A 17,199-nucleotide genomic window follows, 5' to 3' on the forward strand; every position below is an offset into this window, starting at 1 on the left:
AATCAACGGGAGGGGCGGTCGCTCGGGGAAGAGGACCAGCCTACGTGAAGAACACCGCGACTCTAGGACGACCCTCCGACAGATCCCGGTGGCCACTCCATCCGGAGGTCGGGCGCCCGCTCCTCGTTGTCCGCGCCGTCCGTGTGCTCCCGCTCGACCAGACCGCGGGCGGCGTAGAACGCCCGGGCCGGCGTGTTCTGCGCGAAGACCCACAGGCTGAAGCCGCCGGGGTGGCGAGCCTTCACCAGGTCGAGCAGGGCGCCGCCGACGCCCGCGCCCTGGTGGGCCGGGTCGACGTACAGGTCGTTGAGCCAGGTCCGCGTGAACCGGGCGTAGCCGACGATGCGGCCGGCGATCTCGGCGACCCAGCTCTCGGCCGTGCCGAAGTGCTCGGCGAGGTACGCGCGGACCTCGTCGGGCGAGCGGATCCCGGGCGGCATCGGCGCGGCCGCCCGGGCCGCGACCTGCACCGCCGCGATCTGCGGTACGTCGTGCGGTGTCGCGGGGCGGACGAGCAGCTCAGTGGGCGTCACGGATGACCTCGAGCGCGCGCGCGAGGTCGGCGGGGTAGGCCGACTCGTACTCGACGTACGCGTTGGTCTCCGGGTGCTCGAAGCCGAGCTTGACCGCATGCAGCCACTGGCGCTCCAGGCCGACGCGGCGGGCCAGGACCGGGTCGGCGCCGTAGGTGAGGTCACCGACGCACGGGTGCTTGAGCGCGCTCATGTGCACCCGGATCTGGTGGGTGCGCCCGGTCTCGAGGTGGATCTCGAGCAGGCTCGCGAAGCGGTGGGCCTCGAGGGTCTCGTAGTGGGTGACGCTGTGCCGCCCGTCGTCCATGACCGCGAACTTGTAGTCGAACCTCGGGTGCCGGCCGATCGGGGCGTCGATGGTGCCCTCGAGCGGGTCCGGGTGGCCCTGGACCAGTGCGTGATAGGTCTTGTCGACGGTGCGGTGGCGGAAGGCGTTCTTGAGCACCGAGTAGGCGTGCTCGGACTTGGCGATCACCATGACGCCCGAGGTGCCGACGTCGAGGCGCTGGACGATCCCCTCGCGCTCCTTGGCCCCCGAGGTGGAGATCCGGAAGCCGGCGCCGGCGAGATGGCCGACCACGGTCGGGCCGCGCCAGCCGGGCGAGGGGTGGACGGCGACGCCGACCGGCTTGTCGATCACGACGATCGCGTCGTCGTCGTGGATGATCTTGATCCCCTCGACGATCTCGGGGACCACCTCGAGCGGGTCGCTCACCACCGGGATCGAGACGTCGAGCACGGAGCCGCCGAGGACCCGGTCGCTCTTGCCGCCGACCGGCGTACCGTCGAGGACGACCAGGTCCTGGGCGATCAGCTCGGCGGCGCGGGTCCGGGAGACGCCGAACAGCTGGGCCATGGCGACGTCGATCCGCTCGCCGTCGAGGCTCTCGGGCACCGGCAGGGTGCGGTGGTCGACCGTGCTCACGACTCCTCCTCGGCCTCGGCCGGGGTCCCGGGGTCGGTCTCGGGGTCGGTCTCGCCGTGGGAGTGCTGGGCGCGGGTGCCGTCGAGGTTCACGCCGCGCAGCACCTGGAGCAGGATGAGGCCGACGCCGACGTTGATGCAGATGTCGGCCACGTTGAAGACCGGCCAGTTCGGCAGCATCAGGAAGTCGACGACGTGCCCGCGGAAGGGTCCGGGCTCGCGGACCAGGCGATCGATCAGGTTGCCGTCGATGCCGGCGAGCAGCAGGCCCAGGCCGACCGCCCAGACCCTGCTGACGACCCGGCGGCTGGTCCACAGCACCACGAGGGTCGCGACGCAGGCCAGGCACGCGATGGCGACCGTGAACCGGGTGCCCAGGCTGAACGCCGCGCCCGGGTTGTAGGTCAGGTGCAGCTGCAGCAGCTCGCCGACCACCTCGACGTCCGGCTCGCCGGTCAGGTGGCGCACCGCCAGCACCTTCGCGACCTGGTCGACCGCGATCATGACCGCGGCGACCGCGGCGAAGAGCAGCCAGCTCCCCCGGTGGGCGAGGAGGCCCGATCGGGTCCGGCCGGTCCCGTCGTCGCGGTCGTCTACCGGCGTTCCTCGCGCTGCTTGCATGTCATGCACAGTGTGGCACGCGGGAAGGCCATCAGCCGCATCTTGCCGATCGGGTTCCCGCAGGACTCGCACACGCCGTACGTGCCGTCGTCGATGCGCGCCAGGGCCCGGTCGATCTGGGCGAGCTTCTCCCGCTCGTGGTTGAGGACGGTGAGCTCGTGGTCGCGCTCGAAGCTGGTCGCGCCGAGGTCGGCCTGGTCCTGGCCGGCGCCGTCCCCGGAGTCGCGGAGCAGGCCGCTCAGGTCGGCCTCCTGCTCCTCGAGGATCCGGGCGCTCGCCTCGCGCTGCTCGTGGAGCTCGGCCAGCACCTCGGCGAGCTCGTCGGCCGACCAGGCGTCCTCGTGGTCGAGGACCACGAGGGACGAGGGGGCCACCTTGCGGGCGGGGCGCTTCTTCGCGGGAGCGGCCTTCTTGGCGGGGGCCGCCTTCTTCGCCGGGGCGGCCTTCTTCGCCGGGGCGGCCTTCTTCGCCGGGGCGGCCTTCTTCGCCGGGGCGGCCTTCTTCGCCGGGGCGGCCTTCTTGGCGGGGGCCGCCTTCTTGGCGGGGGCCGCCTTCTTGGCGGGGGCGGCCTTCTTGGCCGGGGCGGCCTTCTTGGCGGGAGCGGCCTTCTTGGCGGGAGCGGCCTTCTTGGCGGGAGCGGCCTTCTTGGCGGGGGCGGCCTTCTTGGCGGGGGCGGCCTTCTTGGCGGGGGCCGCCTTCTTGGCGGGGGCCGCCTTCTTGGCCGGGGCGGCCTTCTTGGCCGGGGCCGCCTTCTTGGCCGGGGCCGCCTTCTTCGCCGGGGCCGCCTTCTTGGCCGGGGCCGCCTTCTTGGCCGGGGCCGCCTTCTTGGCCGGAGCCGCCTTCTTGGCCGGAGCCGCCTTCTTCGCAGCGGTCTTCTTGGCCGGCGCCTCGGCACTGGCGGTCGTCTTCCGCGAGCGGATGATCTTCCGGGCAGCGGTGGCAGCCTGACCGGCCAACGACTTCTTCGTGCTGCGGGCCATGAAGGACTCCTCAAGGGCGGCGACCCACGCGCCAGCGAGCGGTGGGCGTGCTGCGGAGGGTAGCGGGTGCGGCGAGGCGGTCCAAGCAGGCGCGCAGGAGACGGGATCACCCGGCGGATCACCCGGCGGGCGCGCTCCTGCCCCGGGTACGACGCGACCGGCCGGCCCGCGGGGCGGGCCGGCCGGTCGGACGGAGCGGTGGGAGGTCGAGCCGGGTGGCTCAGCCCTCTTCCTCGCCGAGGATGGAGCGCAGCCGCTTGGGGGCCGGCGTCTCCTCGACGGGCGCCAGGGTGTCGCCCGGCGTCTGCAGCGACTCGAGCTGCTGGGTGAAGTAGCTCTTGAGGCGCGAGCGGTACTCGCGCTCGAAGGAGCGCAGCGTCTCGACCTCGGCGGAGAGCTTGTCGCGCTCCTTCTCGAGGTCGCCGAAGAGCTGGGTGCGACGCTCGGCGGTCTCGGCGTCGAGCATCTCGGCACGGGTCCGGGCGTCGGACTCGAGGCGGTCGGCCTTGACCTTGGCCTCGGACGCGAGGCGGTCGGACTTGGTCCGGGCCTCGCCGACGATCTTGTCGGCCTCGTTCTTGGCGTCCTCGACGAGCTCGTCGGCGTTGCGGGTGGCGATCTCGAGGAGACGGGCCGCGGCGTTGGACGCCTCGGGAACGGTCTCGACCCGGATGGTCTCGACGCCGCCGCTGACAGCGGGAGCCGCGGCGACGGGCTCGACCACCGGGGCGGGGACCTCGACCGGAGCCGGGGGCTCGGGCACGATCTCGGGCACGGGCGCCAGCTGGGTCGGCGCGTCGAACGTCGCCGACGACCCGGACTGCGCGGCCGCGAGCTTCGCGCGGAGATCGTCGTTCTCCTGGGTCAGCCGGGCCAGCTCGGCCTCGACCTCGTCCAGGAACTGGTCGACCTCGCCCATGTCGTAGCCCTCGCGCAGCCGAACCGGCGTAAAGCGCTTGTTGCTCACGTCCTCAGGCGTCAGGGGCATGACCTCACCAATCTATGCGGAAGAAACATCGACAGTATGTCTTCACGAACCATAGCGCCTGCGCGGGCGAAGGCGGCATCCGCGCCCCGCGCGTGACACTGGGTCCGGACCAGCGTCGTCGTGACCACTGGCGTCACAGCAGTATCACAGCAGCAGGGTGGACCGGTTCACCGACAACAGCACGTAGGCGAGGATCAGGACCAGGATGAAGCTGATGTCCAGGGCGAAGTTCCCGATCCGGATCGGCTTGATCACCTTGCGCAGGCCGTTGATCGGCGGGTCCGTGACGGTGTAGGCGAGCTCCAGGAAGACGAGCACCGGACCACGGGGCTCCCAGGCACGAGCGAACACCTGCACCCAGTCGGTGATGAAGCGCACCCACAGGAACGCGATGAAGGCGAACAGCACGCCCTCGATGATCCAGCCGACGATCGTCACGAGGTCAAACCTATCTGGCCGCCGCGCACGTCCGGCCGCCAGACCGCCTTGCGCTCAGCGAGCCTCGACCGCGCGGCCGGCAGCGTGGCGGACGGCGGCGAAGCCGCAGCGGGCGACGCCCGCGGTCCGAGCGCAGCGAGGACCGTGCGGCGAGCCCGGTCTCCGACACGCTCGGCCCATCACGATTGGTTGAAGAAGCCGTCGGCGGCGATGGCCTGCTTGTCCTCGGCCGCGACGGTGACATTGGGCGGCGAGAGCAGGAACACCTTGTTGGTGACGCGCTCGAGGCTGCCCCGGGTCCCGAAGACGAGGCCGACCGCGAAGTCGACCAGGCGCTTGGCGTCGGCGTTGTCCATCTCGCTGAGGTTCATGATCACCGGGGTGCCCTCGCGGTACTCCTCGCCGATCGAGCGCGCGTCGTTGTACGTCGCCGGGTGCAGGGTGGTGATCCGGGAGAGCTCGGCGACGACCGGCTGGGGGGCGGCGGCGACGGGACGACGGCGCTCCTCGAGGTCGGCGACGGTGCCGGACGGTACGGCGCGGACGGGCCGGGCCTGCCGGGAGTCGCGCGACTCGCGCGCGGAGGCCGGCTCGGTGGTCTCGTCGTCGTACTCGTCATAGCCGGTGTCCTCCAGCAGGCCGAGGTACTCACCGATCCTGCGCATCGCACCGCTCATGACTGTTGCCTCCGTGATCCGCGTCCCCGGGTCCCGGGAACGTCTGGTGGTGTTGTGGACATTACTTGACCTCGGGCCTCGATCCGAGGACCGCGGAGCCGACACGAACGTGTGTCGCGCCGACGGTGATCGCCGCCTCCAGGTCGCCGCTCATCCCGGCCGACAGGACGGTCGCGTCGGGGTGCCGGGAGAGGAAGTCCGCGCGGATCCCGGCGAGCCGGGAGAAGGCGAGGGCGGGGTCGTCGTCGAGGGGGGCGACGGCCATCAGTCCGCGCAGCCGCAGCTCGGGAGTGCGGGCGACCTCGTCGGCCAGCGCCGGGAGGGTCGCGGGGTCGGCGCCGAACCGGTGGTCGCGCCCGGGTGGGTCGAGGCTGACCTGGAGCAGTACGTCGACCACCCGGCCGGCGTCGGCGGCGCCCCGGGCGAGCCGCGGGACGAGCGCCGCGCGGTCGACGGACTCGACCACGTCGGCGTACCGGGCCACGGCGGCGGCCTTGTTGGACTGCAGACCGCCGATGAAGTGCCAGCGCAGGCCGAGGTCGGCGCAGTCGGCGGCCTTGGCCTCCGCCTCCTGGTGCCGGTTCTCCCCCACGTCGGTGACGCCGAGGCCGGCGAGCAGCCGGACGTCGGAGGCCGGGAAGAACTTCGTGACCACGACCAGGGCGACGTCGTCGGCGGAGCGACCGGCGTCGGCGGCGGCGCGGGCGATCCGCTCACGGACGGCGGCCAGGCTCGCGCGCAGCTCGTCGGCACGGCTCATGACCGCCACACCAGCCCTGCGAACCGGCCGGACCGCGCGCCGTCGCGGCGGTGGGAGTGGAGGCTCTCGTCCTCACGCGTGCACCCGGCGAACTCGGTGACCGGGACGCCCGCCGCGGCGAGCTGGGCCGCCACGCCGGCGCCGAGGTCGAGGGCGGGGGTGCCCCAGCCGGTCTCGGCGTACGTCGCGGGCACGCGTGCGGCGACCTCTGCGCGCATCGTGGCAGGAACCTCGTAGCACCGGCCGCAGATGTGGGGGCCGACCCAGGCGCGGACGCCGCTCGCGCCCAGGGCGCGCATCCGCTCCACGGTGCGGGTGACGACGTCGAGCTCGACGCCGCGGCGCCCGGCGTGGGCCACCCCGACGACGCCGGCGGCGGGGTCGGCGAGGACGACCGGGACGCAGTCGGCGACCCGGACCATCAGGCCGACCCCGGCCGCGGCGGTGACCTGGCCGTCGGCCGTGGGCAGGTCGTCGCTCGGGCCGCCGACCTCCACGACGTCGGCGCCGTGCACCTGGTTCAGGCGGGCGAAGGGGACGCCGGCGGCCTCGGTCAGCGCGGCGAGGGCGCCGGGGAGCCCGTCGCCCTCGCGCAGGTCCAGGGAGGCGTCCGTGAACGCGACCTCGACCCGGTCCCCACGGTCGGGGCCCGGGTCGAGGTCGGCGGTCTCACGGAAGGCGAACACCAGTTCCTTCGTCGCTACTTGAGGAAGTCGGGCACGTCCAGGTCGTCGCCGTCGTCGAACTGCATCGGCGCCGGCTTGCTGCGGGCGCCCACGGGCTGCGGCTCGGACTGCGGGTCGGACTGCGGCTCGGACGCGGGCGCGGGCTCGCGGGCCGGGGCGCCCCGACCGGGCGCGGCCGACGACTCGTCGCGCCGCTGCTGGGCCGCGGGGGCGGCGGACCGGCCCTGCTGGGCCGGCGGGGACTGCTGGGCCTGCGGGCGGCGTACGGCCGAGTCCTCGCGGCGCTTGGGCAGGCCGCCGTCGAAGCCGGCGGCGATGACGGTGACCCGGACCTCGTCGCCGAGGGCGTCGTCGATGATGGTGCCGAAGATGATGTTGGCGTCGGCGTGCACCGCGTCGGCCACCATCGCCGCGGCCTCGTTGATCTCGAAGATGCCGAGGTCGGAGCCGCCGGCGATGGAGAGCAGCACGCCGTGGGCGCCGTCGATCGAGGCCTCGAGCAGCGGGCTGCTGATCGCCATCTCGGCGGCCGCGAGCGCCCGGTCCTCGCCGCGGGCGGAGCCGATGCCCATGAGGGCGGAGCCGGCGTTGCTCATCACGGCCTTGACGTCGGCGAAGTCGACGTTGATCAGGCCGGGGGTGGTGATCAGGTCGGTGATGCCGGAGACGCCCTGGAGCAGCACCTGGTCGGCCTGCTTGAACGCGTCGAGCATCGACACGTTGCGGTCGGAGATCTGCAGCAGCCGGTCGTTGGGGATCACGATGAGGGTGTCGACCTCCTCGCGGAGCCGCTCGATGCCCTCGTCGGCCGACTTCTTGCGGCGCGCGCCCTCGAAGGTGAACGGCCGGGTCACGACGCCGATGGTCAGCGCGCCGAGCGAGCGGGCGATCCGGGCCACGACGGGAGCGCCGCCGGTGCCGGTGCCGCCGCCCTCGCCCGCGGTCACGAAGACCATGTCGGCGCCGCGGAGCACCTCCTCGATCTCCTCCGCGTGGTCCTCGGCGGCCTTGCCGCCCACGTCGGGGTTCGCGCCCGCGCCGAGGCCGCGGGTGAGCTCGCGGCCGATGTCGAGCTTGACGTCGGCGTCGCTCATCAGCAGCGCCTGCGCGTCGGTGTTGATGGCGATGAACTCGACGCCCTTGAGGCCGACCTCGATCATCCGGTTGACGGCGTTGACGCCGCCACCACCGATGCCGACGACCTTGATGATGGCCAGGTAGTTCTGTGCAGCTGCCACGGCGGCGTCACCTCTCCATGGGTGGTTGATCTGTGTTGTCGACCGACGGTCGTCGTCTGTGTCCTTGATCGGGTCGGCCACCCTTCCCCGATGGCCGTCCGGCGTGTCCCCACAACCCTTACCCTCAGCCTGAGGGTTATAGTTATGTCAACCTCGTCGTGTGAACGACAGTAGGTACGCCGCCTGCGCCGATCGCGCAGACACGCCGCAGCATCGCGGATATCGACGGGCGAGGTGCGACCCCGTCGGCTAGATGATTGATGCACGGGGATCGTGCTGCGAGCGGCGCTCGGCGCCGCGCTCGCAAGGCGCCGTCGCGAAGGCATGCTGGGCGCACGTCGAGCGTCGGCAACGCAGCGAGCGCGGATGCTGAGCGTCGCGGAGCGTGCGAGACTCGTGCATCAATCATCTAGCCTTCACCGCGGAGGTGCCAGTGACGGAGGCTGCGGGTGGGACGGGGACGCTGTCTCCGCGTGCCGTGCGCATCCTGTGGCTCCTGGTGTACGTCGGGGCGCTGGCGGCGTACATCGTCGTGGTCGGGCTGCCGAAGCAGTCGTGGGTGGCCGTCATCTGGCTGTGGCTGCTCACGGTCGCGTGGGACCTGCGCAAGCCGTTCCGCGAGCACCTGGCGTTCCTGCGCGACTGGTCGCTGCCCGTCGCCCTGCTGCTCGTCTACCTCTACAGCCGCGGGATCTCCGACGATCTCGGGTTCGCGTCGGTGCACGTCACCGAGCCGATCGACGCCGACCGCTGGCTCTTCGGCGGCGTGCTGCCCACGGAGTGGCTGCAGGCGCACCTGTGCGGCGCTCCGTGCGTCCGCGCCTCGTCGCCGGCCTGGTACGACGTGCTGCTCACCACCGTGTACTACTCGCACTTCTTCGTCGCGCTGTCGATCGCCGCGCTCCTGTGGATGCGCGACCGGCCGGAGTGGATCCGGTACATGCGGCGCTACCTGTCGCTCACCTTCCTCGCCCTGGTCATCTACATCGTCTACCCGATGGCGCCGCCGTGGATGGCCTCACGCGACGGCTACCTCACCGGCGACATCGCCCGGATCACCGGCCGCGGCTGGTGGGAGTTCGGCCGGGGCGGGGGCGGCAGCGCCCACCAGAGCTTCTCGGCGGTCGGCAACCAGGTCGCGGCGATGCCGTCGCTGCACGCGGGCATCGCGATCCTGGTGGCCGCCTGGGCGATCAGCCGGCTCCGAGGCCCCTGGCGCTGGCTGATCGCGCTGTATCCGGTCGCGATGTCGTTCATGCTCGTCTACTACGCCGAGCACTACGTCGTCGACATCATCGCCGGCGGCCTCTGCGTCGCGATCGTGCTGGTGGGCTGGACGCTCTGGGAGCGCCATGGCGGGCGGGAGGACCGCGATCAGCGGGACGACCGCGATCAGCGCGTGGTGGGGGCGCCGGGCACGGAGACGTCGTAGATCTCGGCCTCGACGTTGAGCAGCTCGAGGAGGACGGCGGCCTTGTCCTCGGACTGCTCGGCGCTCCCCCAGCGGACCAGGCGGCCGTCGCGGAGGTGGAGGTCGATCTCGTCGACAGTGCGGACCTCGACGTACTCGACCAGCTCGGTGACGCCGGGGTCGAGCGCGACGACGACGGCGGCGCCCTCGGCGAGCGCGTCGCCGGTGGCGCCGGGTCCGACCTTGACCCGCGGGAGGCCGGCGGGGGCCTTGTCGAGGGTGCCGAAGGCGACGCCGGAGGCGTCGAGGTTGGTGAGGCGGTCGCCGCGGTCGAGGATGGCCACGGGCGTGCGCTCGACGATCTCGATCCGGACGTCGTGGGGCCAGGTGCGGGAGACGTCGACGCTCTTCACCGTGGCGAGGGCCTTCAGCCGGAGCTCGATCGCGTGCAGGTCGACGGTGGCGAGCGGGCCGCCGAGGGGGACGTCGGCGGTGGCGAGCACCTGCTTCTCGGACAGCTGGGCGTTGCCGACCACCTGGACCCCGTCGGCGCGCAGCCACGCGGAGAAGTAGACGGCGTAGACGCCGAAGCCGACGGCGCCGACGAGCAGCACGGCGGCGAGGACGTAGCGCCAGGTCAGCCAGCGGCGGGCGCGCTGCCGGCGGGCGAACGCCTTGCGCATCCGGTCCTGCGGGCTGCGCCCCTTCCTCCCGCGCCCCTTGCCGCGGATCCTAGGCCTCGCCATCGCCCCGCCTGCGGTCGGTCGCTTCGCTCCCACGCGGCTTCGCCTCCGCGAGTGCGGCGACGAGCCGGGGGGCGAGCGTGGTGACGTCGCCGGCGCCGAGGGTGAGCACGAGGTCGCCGGGACGCGCGAGCGCCGCCACCTGCTCCAGTACGACGCCCCGGTCGGCCAGGAACCGGACCTGCTCCGCGGGCAGCGGCACCGCGGCGGCGACCAGCGCGCCGGTCACGTCGGGATCGGGGTCCTCGCGCGCGACGTACACGTCCATCACGACGACCTCGTCGGCGGCACCGAGCTCGCGGCCCATCTGCTCGCCGAAGATCCGGGTGCGGGAGACGAGGTGGGGCTGGAAGCAGACGACCAGGCGGGCGTCCTCCCCCACGAGCGAGCGGGCGGCCTCGAGGTCGCCGCGGATCTCGCTGGGGTGGTGGGCGTAGGAGTCGTAGACGCGGACGCCGGCAGCCCGGCCGACGAGCTCCATCCGGCGCTTGGCTCCGCGGTGACGGCCGAGCCCGCGGATCAGCGCGGCCGGGTCGCCGCCCAGCTCCAGGCCGACGGCCAGCGCCAGGAGGGCGTCCTGGGCGTAGTGGCGGCCCGGCACGGCGAGCTCGACCCGGCCGAGGTCCGCGCCGTCGGCGCTGACCCGGAAGCTGGTGCGGCCGTCCACGATGGCCAGGTCGTGGCCGCGCAGCCGGGCGCCGCCGGTGAACCCGACCGTGCGCGTGGCGAGGTCCGCCCGCTCCGCGAGGGTGACCGGCGCCCGCCGGGCGAACTCCGCGAAGGCGGCCTCGTAGGCCTCCTCGGTGCCCCAGTGGTCGAGATGGTCGGCGTCGACGTTCGTGATCACGCCGATCGCGGGCGTGTAGACGAGGAAGGCGCCGTCGGACTCGTCCGCCTCGACGACCGCGACCTCGCCCCCGCCGAGCCGGGCGTTGGTGCCGAGGCTCTCGACCTCGGCCCCGATCGCGAAGGTCAGGTCGAGACCGGCCTCCTGCAGCGCCACCACCGTCATCGCCGTGGTGGTGGTCTTCCCGTGGGTCCCGGCGACCGCCACGACCCGCCGCCCCAGCAGCACCGACTGCAGGCCCGCCGAGCGCGGCCACAGTCGCAGCCCGCGGTCGAGCGCGGCGACGATCTCCGGGTTGTCCTCGCGCACGGCGGTCGTGGCGACGACGGTGTCGACGCCCGCGAGGTGGGCGGCGTCGTGGCCGACGTGGACCGTGATGCCCTCCGCCCGCAGCGCCTGCACGACGGCGGAGTCGCTGGCGTCGCTGCCGCTGACGGGCACGCCGGCCTGGTGCATCAGCCGGGCGATGGCGGACAGGCCGGCGCCGCCGATGCCGACGAGGTGGACGTGACCGAGCCGGTCGGCGGGCAGGATCTCGTCGGGGACGGGGATCTTCACCTAGTGGTCACCTCCGTTGGTGCGTCGGGGGTATCCGTGCTCAGGGTGCGTGCATCGCAAGGCGGCGGCGCGAAGGCATACCGGGTCGTCGAGAAGGAGCGAAGCGACTTCCCGACAACCCGGGGCTCCGCTGGCGTCTTCCGAGCGTCGCCAACGCAGCGAGGTGCGTGCCCTGGGCGCGGAGACCCTTGACGAATCAACGGAGGTGACCACTCACGGCCCCGGCGACGTCGGCGATGATCCGGGCGAGCCGGTCGTCGGCGTCGCGCGGGACCAGGTCGGAGGCGGCGGCACCCATCCGGGCCAGGCGGTCCGGGTCGCCGGCCAGCGCGGCCACCGTGTCGGCGACCCGGTCGGCGGTGAAGGCGGCGTCCTCGACGAGCAGCGCTCCCCCGGCGTCGACGACGGGGCGGGCGTTGAGAGCCTGCTCGCCGTTGCCGATGGGCAGCGGCACGAAGATCGCGGGCGTGCCGGTCGCGGCGGCCTCGACCACGCTGGAGGCGCCCGAGCGGCAGACCATCAGGTCGGCGGCGGCGAGGGCGAGGTCCATCCGCTCCACGAAGGGCAGCACGACATAGGGCACGCCGGTCGGGACCGGCTCGGCCCAGCTCGGGTCGCTCGCGCCGTTGGGGCCGATGACGTGGAGGACCTGGACGCCGGCCGAGCCGAGCGCGGCCGCGGCGCCGCTGACGGCCTGGTTGAGCCGGCGTGCGCCCTGCGAGCCGCCGGTGACGACGAGGGTCGGCAGGTCCGGGTCGAGCCCGAAGTAGGCACGGGCCTCGGCCCGCAGGGCCGGCCGGTCGAGGGTGGAGATCATCCGGCGGATCGGGAGGCCGACGTACTCCGCCCTCCGCAGCGGGGTGTCGGGGAAGCTCACCGCGACCCGGCCGGCGATCCGGGCGCCGACCTTGTTGGCGATGCCGGGCAGGGCGTTCTGCTCGTGCACGACCAGCGGCAGTCTCCGGCGGCGGGCGGCGACGTACGCCGGCATCGACACGTAGCCGCCGTAGCCGACGATGACGTCCGGGCGGATCTCGTCGACCACCTCGAGCGCGGCCTTCACCGCGCCCCGCAGCCGGGCCGGGACGAGGGCGAGGTCCTTGCCGGGCCGACGCGGCAGCGGTACCGGCGGCACCAGCCGCAGCGGGTAGCCGGCCGCGGGCACGACCTTGTTCTCCAGGCCGCGCGGGGTGCCGAGGCAGGTGATCTCGGCGTCCGGGTCGAGTCGGCGCAGCGCGTCGGCGGTCGCGAGCAGCGGCGAGGTGTGCCCCGCCGTCCCCCCTCCGGCCAGAAGAATCCTCACGCGGGAGAACCTACCCGCGCGCGCTCAGTCCGGCGGAGCGGGCCCGGCGGCGCTGGGCGAGGGCCCGGGCGGCGGCCGGCTCGCGGCGGGCGAAGCCGATGACCAGGCCGAGGGCGCTCAGCGTCGGGAGCAGGCTCGAGCCGCCGTACGACACCAGCGGCAGCGGGATGCCGATGACGGGGAGCAGGGCGAGCACCATGCCGACGTTGATGATCATCTGGCCGAGCAGCCACACCACGATGCCGAAGGTGCAGTAGCGCACGAACGGCTGCTTGGTCTCGCGGGCGACCCGGATGCCGGCGTAGGCGAGGACGAGGAAGAGGCCGATCACGAGCAGGGTGCCGACCAGGCCGAGCTCCTCGCCGAGCACGGCGAAGATGAAGTCGGTGTGGGCCTCGGGCAGCTGGCCCCACTTCTGCTGGCTGGCGCCGATGCCCTCGCCGAGGACGCCGCCGCTGGCCATGGCGTAGAGGCCGTGGGCGGGCTGCCAGCCGGTGCCGTGGTAGTCCTGGAAGGGATCGGCGAAGGTGGCGATCCGGGCCAGCCGGGTGGGCGAGGTCGCGGCCAGGCCGAGCGCCGCGACGCTCACCGCTGCGAACACCAGGCCGAACAGCCGCCCGGGCGCGCCGACGACCCACAGCATGGCGACGAGCAGGGCGAAGAAGATGAGCGCCGTGCCGAGGTCCTTGCCCATGACGACGAGCCCGGTCGCCAGCACCATGCCGGGCACCACCGGCACCAGCATCTGGTGGAGGCTGCCGAGCCGGCGCTCCTTGTTGGCGTAGATGTGGCTGGCCCAGATGATCAGGGAGAGCTTGGCGATCTCGGACGGCTGGATCTGGATCGGCCCGAGCACCAGCCAGTTGGTGTTGCCGTTGACCTCGCGGCCGACGAAGGCGGTCACGAAGAGCAGCGCGAGGGAGATCGAGAACGCCGGGTAGGACAGGCCGCGGACCCACTTCACCGACACCCGCGAGGCGATGAAGGCGCAGGGCACGCCGATCACGACCCACATCAGCTGGCGCCGGACGATCGTGTAGGAGTCGCCGGTCTCGCGGTAGGCGCGCACGCTGGAGGCGCTGAGCACCATGATCAGGCCGATGACGAGCAGCAGCGCGGTCGCGCCCAGCAGCAGGTAGTACGTCGTCAGCGGGCGGTCGAGCGCGTCCTTGAGCGCGCTGAGCCAGCCCGGGCGCCGGGCGGTGACCCGCGCGCGGAGGCCGAGGCGGAGCTTCGCGGGGCTGGTCGTCCCAGGATCGGCGGTGGTGATGTCGCCCCCCTTGCTCCTGCTCAGCCCGTGGCGTGATCCGTGTGCTCCCGCACCGCGGCGGCGAAGGCGTCGCCCCGTGCGGCGTAGTCGGTGAACTGGTCCATCGAGGCGCATCCCGGCGCCAGCAGGACGGTGTCGCCCGGCTGGGCGGCCTCGGCTGCGGCGGCGACGACGCGCCTCATCAGGTCGAGCTCTCCGACCGCTCCAGTCTCGGGGGTGGCGACCTCGATCACGGGCACATCGGGTGCGTGTCGCGAAAGCGCGTCGGCGATCACCCGGCGGTCCCGGCCGATGAGGACGGCGGCGCGCAGGCGCGGGCCGACGGCCCGGACCAGGTCGTCGAAGGCCGCGCCCTTGGCGAGCCCGCCGGCGACCCACACGACCGGCTCGAAGGCGGCCAGGGAGGACGCCGCGGCGTGGGGGTTGGTGGCCTTGGAGTCGTCGACCCAGGTGCGGCCGTCGTGCTCGGCGACCACGGCGATCCGGTGCCCGTCGGGGCGGAAGGACCGCAGCCCCTCGCGTACGGCGGCCTGGCTGACGCCGTGCGCCCGCGCCAGCGCCGCCGCGGCGAGGGCGTTGGCGACGAAGTGCGGCGCGGTGGAGGCGAGGTCGTCGAGGGTGCCCAGCTCGGCGGCGCTGGTCGAGCGCTGCTCGATGAAGGCCCGGTCGACGAGGATGTCGTCGACCACGCCGAGCATCCCGACGCCGGGGGTGCCGAGGGTGAACCCGATCGCGCGGGCGCCCTCGACGACCTCGGCGTCGCGGACCAGCCGCTCGGTGGCCGGGTCCGCGACGTTGTAGACGCAGGCCCGCTCGACGCCCTGGTAGATCCGCCCCTTGTCGCGGGCGTAGTCGTCCATGCCCGTCGGCCCGGCGTACCAGTCGAGGTGGTCCTCGGCGACGTTGAGCACGGCGGCGCTCTCGGCGGCCATGGTGTCGGTGTAGTGCAGCTGGAAGCTGGAGAGCTCGACCGCGATCACGTCGTACGGCTCGGGGTCCATCACGGCCTCGGTCAGCGGCAGCCCGACGTTGCCGGCGGCCACGCTGCGCAGGCCGGCGGCGCGCAGGATGCTGTCGAGCATCTGGACCGTGGTGGTCTTGCCGTTGGTGCCGGTGACGCACAGCCAGGGGGCGGGGTTCGCGGGGTCGCGCAGCCGCCAGGCGAGCTCGACCTCGCCCCAGACCGGGATCCCGCGCTCGCGGGCCCCGACGATGAGGGGCGCGTCGGGGCGGAAGCCCGGGGAGACGACGAGCAGGTCGGCCTCCGCGGGCAGGGCGGCGGTCGCCCCCTCGTGGATGTCGATGCGGGCGCCGAGCACCTCGAGCAGCTCGGCGCGCTCGAGGATGCGCGGGTTCGCCGACTCGGCGACGGCGTGCACCGAGGCGCCGAGGTGGAGCAGGTTGTCGGCGGCGGCGGCGCCGCTGGTGCCGAAGCCGGCGACCACGGCCCGCACGCCCTCCCAGGAGTCGGCGCGGCCGAGGGTGGAGACGTCCATCAGAGCCTCGACACCCACTCGGCGTAGAAGATCCCGAGTCCGGTGGCGACGAACAGGCCGGTGATGATCCAGAACCGGATCACCACGGTCACCTGCTCCCAGCCGAGCATCTCGAAGTGGTGGTGGATGGGCGCCATCCGGAAGATCCGCTTGCCCTTGGTCAGCTTGAAGAAGCCGACCTGCAGCATCACCGAGACGGTCTCGAGGACGAACAGCCCGCCCAGGATCACCAGGAGCAGCTCGGTGCGGGTCAGGATCGCGAAGCCGGCCAGGGCGCTGCCCAGGGCCAGCGAGCCGGTGTCGCCCATGAAGATCCGGGCGGGCGAGGCGTTCCACCACAGGAAGCCGAAGGCCGCGCCGGTGATGGCGGCGGCGATGATCGCGAGGTCGAGCGGATCTCGCACGTTGTAGCAGGTGGCGCTGGGCTCCTCCTGGCAGAACTGGTTGCTCTGCCAGATGTTCACCAGCGTGTAGGCGCCGAAGACCATCACCGACGCGCCGGCGGCCAGGCCGTCGAGGCCGTCGGTCAGGTTGACGGCGTTGCTGAACCCGGCGACGAACAGCCAGATCAGCACCAGCGCCAGGACCATCGGCAGCACGAACCAGTCGAGCTCGCGCAGGAAGGAGACCTTCTCGCTGGCCGGGGTGCGGCCGTTCTCGTCCTCGAGCATCGGTGAGAGCGCCAGCCATCCGAAGACCAGCGCGATCACGGTCTGTCCGGCCATCTTGGCCTTGCTGCGCAGGCCCAGGCTGCGCTGCTTGGAGATCTTGATGAAGTCGTCGAGGAAGCCGACCAGGCCCATCCCGACGAAGAGGAAGAGCAGCAGCAGGGCCGAGGCGCTCGGCGTCGTCATCGTGATCAGCTTGGCCGCGAAGTAGCCGATGACCGCCGCCAGGATGATCACGACGCCGCCCATGGTGGGGGTGCCGCGCTTGGTGTGGTGGCTGGTCGGGCCGTCGTCGCGGATCTCCTGCCCGTAGCCCCACTGGGTGAACAGGTTGATGACGACCCGGGTGCCGAGCAGCGAGATCAGGAGGGCGATGCCACCGCCGAGCAGGATTGCTCTCACGCCGTCGTCTCCTCCAGGATCGCCTCTGCCACCACTTCCAAGGCGGCGCCGCGCGACGCCTTGACGAGGACGACGTCCTCCGCCCCGGCATTCTGCCGCACCCAGGCCGTGGCTTCCTCCCGCCCCGCCGTGACGATCACCTCACCGGTCCCGGTCCGGGCGCCCTCGGCGATGCCGGAGGCGGCCTCGCCCACGACCACGACGACGTCGACGCCGAGCCGGGCGGCGTCCGCGCCGACCGCGCGGTGGCCGGCGGCGTGCTCGTCCCCGAGCTCCAGCATCTGCCCCAGGACGGCGACGGTACGCCGCGGCCGGCCGCCGTCGCCGCGACCGATCGCGACCAGCGCCTCCAGCGCCGCGCGCATCGAGTCGGGATTGGCGTTGTAGGCGTCGTTGACGACGAGCAGCCCGTCGGAGCGCTCGCCGACCTCCATCCGCCAGCGGGACGCCGCGTCGGCGCCGCCGAGCGCGGCCGCGACCGCGGCGAGGTCGAAGCCGGCCCCGACCGCCATCGCGGCCGCCGCCCCCGCGTTGAGCACCTGGTGCGGCCCGGTCTGCCGGAGGGTGACCGGGTGCCAGGCGTCGCCGTGGCCCAGCTCGAAGGACGGGCGGCCCAGGGCGTCGAGCACCACCCCCGCCAGCGCACCTCGCCGACC

18 protein-coding genes are annotated in these 17,199 nt (G+C 73.0%); 1 reads left to right on the plus strand and 17 read right to left on the minus strand.

The genetic code is table 11. From position 1 onward, the window contains the following. Positions 1–62: 62 nt before the first annotated feature. From FIV44_RS01175 to ftsZ, 10 genes are all read right to left on the minus strand, one after another. Positions 63–533: a GNAT family N-acetyltransferase gene (locus FIV44_RS01175; protein WP_181410915.1), complete on the minus strand. Its 471-nt coding sequence runs from the start codon at positions 531–533 to the stop codon at positions 63–65. Continuing rightward, the gene (locus FIV44_RS01180; protein WP_141002906.1) at positions 520–1,458 is read right to left on the minus strand and encodes an RluA family pseudouridine synthase; all 939 of its coding nucleotides are present in this window, start codon (positions 1,456–1,458) and stop codon (positions 520–522) included. The genes FIV44_RS01175 and FIV44_RS01180 overlap by 14 nt, the downstream gene beginning before the upstream one ends. Beyond that, positions 1,455–2,078, minus strand: a complete 624-nt coding sequence (lspA, locus tag FIV44_RS01185; RefSeq protein WP_141002907.1) for a signal peptidase II — start codon at positions 2,076–2,078, stop codon at positions 1,455–1,457. The genes FIV44_RS01180 and lspA overlap by 4 nt, the downstream gene beginning before the upstream one ends. Further along, positions 2,051–3,058 (minus strand): TraR/DksA family transcriptional regulator, encoded by a 1,008-nt coding sequence (locus FIV44_RS33000; protein ID WP_181410916.1) that lies wholly within the window; start codon positions 3,056–3,058, stop codon positions 2,051–2,053. Before FIV44_RS33000 ends, lspA begins: the two co-directional genes overlap by 28 nt. A 220-nt stretch (positions 3,059–3,278) precedes the next feature. Next, positions 3,279–4,046 carry a DivIVA domain-containing protein gene (locus tag FIV44_RS01195; RefSeq protein WP_141002908.1) on the minus strand — a complete coding sequence of 256 codons (768 nt, stop codon included), beginning with the start codon at positions 4,044–4,046 and terminating at the stop codon, positions 3,279–3,281. A 144-nt stretch (positions 4,047–4,190) separates the two neighbouring features. After that, positions 4,191–4,484, minus strand: coding sequence for a YggT family protein (locus FIV44_RS01200; protein ID WP_141002909.1), 294 nt, complete (start codon positions 4,482–4,484; stop codon positions 4,191–4,193). Positions 4,485–4,663: 179 nt separating this feature from the next. Beyond that, complete coding sequence (locus tag FIV44_RS01205) at positions 4,664–5,161, minus strand: cell division protein SepF (protein WP_141002910.1); 498 nt, start codon at positions 5,159–5,161, stop codon at positions 4,664–4,666. Positions 5,162–5,222: 61 nt separating this feature from the next. Further along, entirely contained in the window at positions 5,223–5,921 is a 699-nt protein-coding gene (locus FIV44_RS01210) for a YggS family pyridoxal phosphate-dependent enzyme (protein WP_141002911.1), read from the minus strand. Further along, the gene (locus FIV44_RS01215) at positions 5,918–6,607 is read right to left on the minus strand and encodes a purine nucleoside phosphorylase YfiH/LACC1 family protein (protein WP_141002912.1); all 690 of its coding nucleotides are present in this window, start codon (positions 6,605–6,607) and stop codon (positions 5,918–5,920) included. Before FIV44_RS01215 ends, FIV44_RS01210 begins: the two co-directional genes overlap by 4 nt. Before the next feature lie 14 nt (positions 6,608–6,621). Continuing rightward, positions 6,622–7,845, minus strand: a complete 1,224-nt coding sequence (gene ftsZ, locus FIV44_RS01220; protein ID WP_141002913.1) for a cell division protein FtsZ — start codon at positions 7,843–7,845, stop codon at positions 6,622–6,624. A 478-nt stretch (positions 7,846–8,323) separates the two neighbouring features. On the opposite strand from ftsZ, the gene FIV44_RS01225 reads away from it, so the two are divergent. Beyond that, positions 8,324–9,277, plus strand: coding sequence for a phosphatase PAP2 family protein (locus tag FIV44_RS01225; RefSeq protein WP_181410917.1), 954 nt, complete (start codon positions 8,324–8,326; stop codon positions 9,275–9,277). On the opposite strand, the gene FIV44_RS01230 is transcribed toward FIV44_RS01225, so the two are convergent. The 7 genes from FIV44_RS01230 to FIV44_RS33780 form a co-directional block, all read right to left on the minus strand. Beyond that, entirely contained in the window at positions 9,238–10,002 is a 765-nt protein-coding gene (locus tag FIV44_RS01230) for a cell division protein FtsQ/DivIB (protein WP_141002915.1), read from the minus strand. The two genes, FIV44_RS01225 and FIV44_RS01230, sit on opposite strands and share 40 nt — an antisense overlap. After that, positions 9,989–11,404: a UDP-N-acetylmuramate--L-alanine ligase gene (murC, locus tag FIV44_RS01235; protein ID WP_141002916.1), complete on the minus strand. Its 1,416-nt coding sequence runs from the start codon at positions 11,402–11,404 to the stop codon at positions 9,989–9,991. The genes FIV44_RS01230 and murC overlap by 14 nt, the downstream gene beginning before the upstream one ends. Positions 11,405–11,600: 196 nt before the next feature. Further along, a complete protein-coding gene (gene murG / locus FIV44_RS01240; RefSeq protein ID WP_141002917.1) occupies positions 11,601–12,707 on the minus strand; it encodes an undecaprenyldiphospho-muramoylpentapeptide beta-N-acetylglucosaminyltransferase in 1,107 nt (368 codons plus the stop codon). A gap of 10 nt (positions 12,708–12,717) precedes the next feature. After that, positions 12,718–14,091, minus strand: coding sequence for a putative lipid II flippase FtsW (gene ftsW / locus FIV44_RS01245; RefSeq protein ID WP_141002918.1), 1,374 nt, complete (start codon positions 14,089–14,091; stop codon positions 12,718–12,720). Next, positions 13,998–15,473: a UDP-N-acetylmuramoyl-L-alanine--D-glutamate ligase gene (gene murD / locus FIV44_RS01250; RefSeq protein ID WP_141002919.1), complete on the minus strand. Its 1,476-nt coding sequence runs from the start codon at positions 15,471–15,473 to the stop codon at positions 13,998–14,000. The genes ftsW and murD overlap by 94 nt, the downstream gene beginning before the upstream one ends. Continuing rightward, entirely contained in the window at positions 15,473–16,543 is a 1,071-nt protein-coding gene (mraY, locus tag FIV44_RS01255; RefSeq protein ID WP_141002920.1) for a phospho-N-acetylmuramoyl-pentapeptide-transferase, read from the minus strand. Before mraY ends, murD begins: the two co-directional genes overlap by 1 nt. Then, positions 16,540–17,055 (minus strand): glutamate ligase domain-containing protein, encoded by a 516-nt coding sequence (locus FIV44_RS33780; protein WP_425465148.1) that lies wholly within the window; start codon positions 17,053–17,055, stop codon positions 16,540–16,542. The genes mraY and FIV44_RS33780 overlap by 4 nt, the downstream gene beginning before the upstream one ends. Positions 17,056–17,199: the final 144 nt, after the last annotated feature.

The organism is Nocardioides humi (assembly GCF_006494775.1).
Lineage (GTDB): Bacteria > Actinomycetota > Actinomycetes > Propionibacteriales > Nocardioidaceae > Nocardioides > Nocardioides humi.

What these genes read in the sequence shown, in the direction of transcription:
- ftsW (WP_141002918.1), bottom strand. Translation starts at nt 14,091, where the DNA reads ATGCGCCTCGATGGACCAGTTCACCGACTACGCCGCACGGGGCGACGC.
- murD (WP_141002919.1), bottom strand. Translation starts at nt 15,473, where the DNA reads ATGGACGTCTCCACCCTCGGCCGCGCCGACTCCTGGGAGGGCGTGCGG.
- FIV44_RS01230 (WP_141002915.1), bottom strand. Translation starts at nt 10,002, where the DNA reads ATGGCGAGGCCTAGGATCCGCGGCAAGGGGCGCGGGAGGAAGGGGCGC.
- FIV44_RS01210 (WP_141002911.1), bottom strand. Translation starts at nt 5,921, where the DNA reads ATGAGCCGTGCCGACGAGCTGCGCGCGAGCCTGGCCGCCGTCCGTGAG.
- FIV44_RS33000 (WP_181410916.1), bottom strand. Translation starts at nt 3,058, where the DNA reads ATGGCCCGCAGCACGAAGAAGTCGTTGGCCGGTCAGGCTGCCACCGCT.
- FIV44_RS01205 (WP_141002910.1), bottom strand. Translation starts at nt 5,161, where the DNA reads ATGAGCGGTGCGATGCGCAGGATCGGTGAGTACCTCGGCCTGCTGGAG.
- FIV44_RS01195 (WP_141002908.1), bottom strand. Translation starts at nt 4,046, where the DNA reads ATGCCCCTGACGCCTGAGGACGTGAGCAACAAGCGCTTTACGCCGGTT.
- lspA (WP_141002907.1), bottom strand. Translation starts at nt 2,078, where the DNA reads ATGCAAGCAGCGCGAGGAACGCCGGTAGACGACCGCGACGACGGGACC.
- FIV44_RS33780 (WP_425465148.1), bottom strand. Translation starts at nt 17,055, where the DNA reads ATGGCGGTCGGGGCCGGCTTCGACCTCGCCGCGGTCGCGGCCGCGCTC.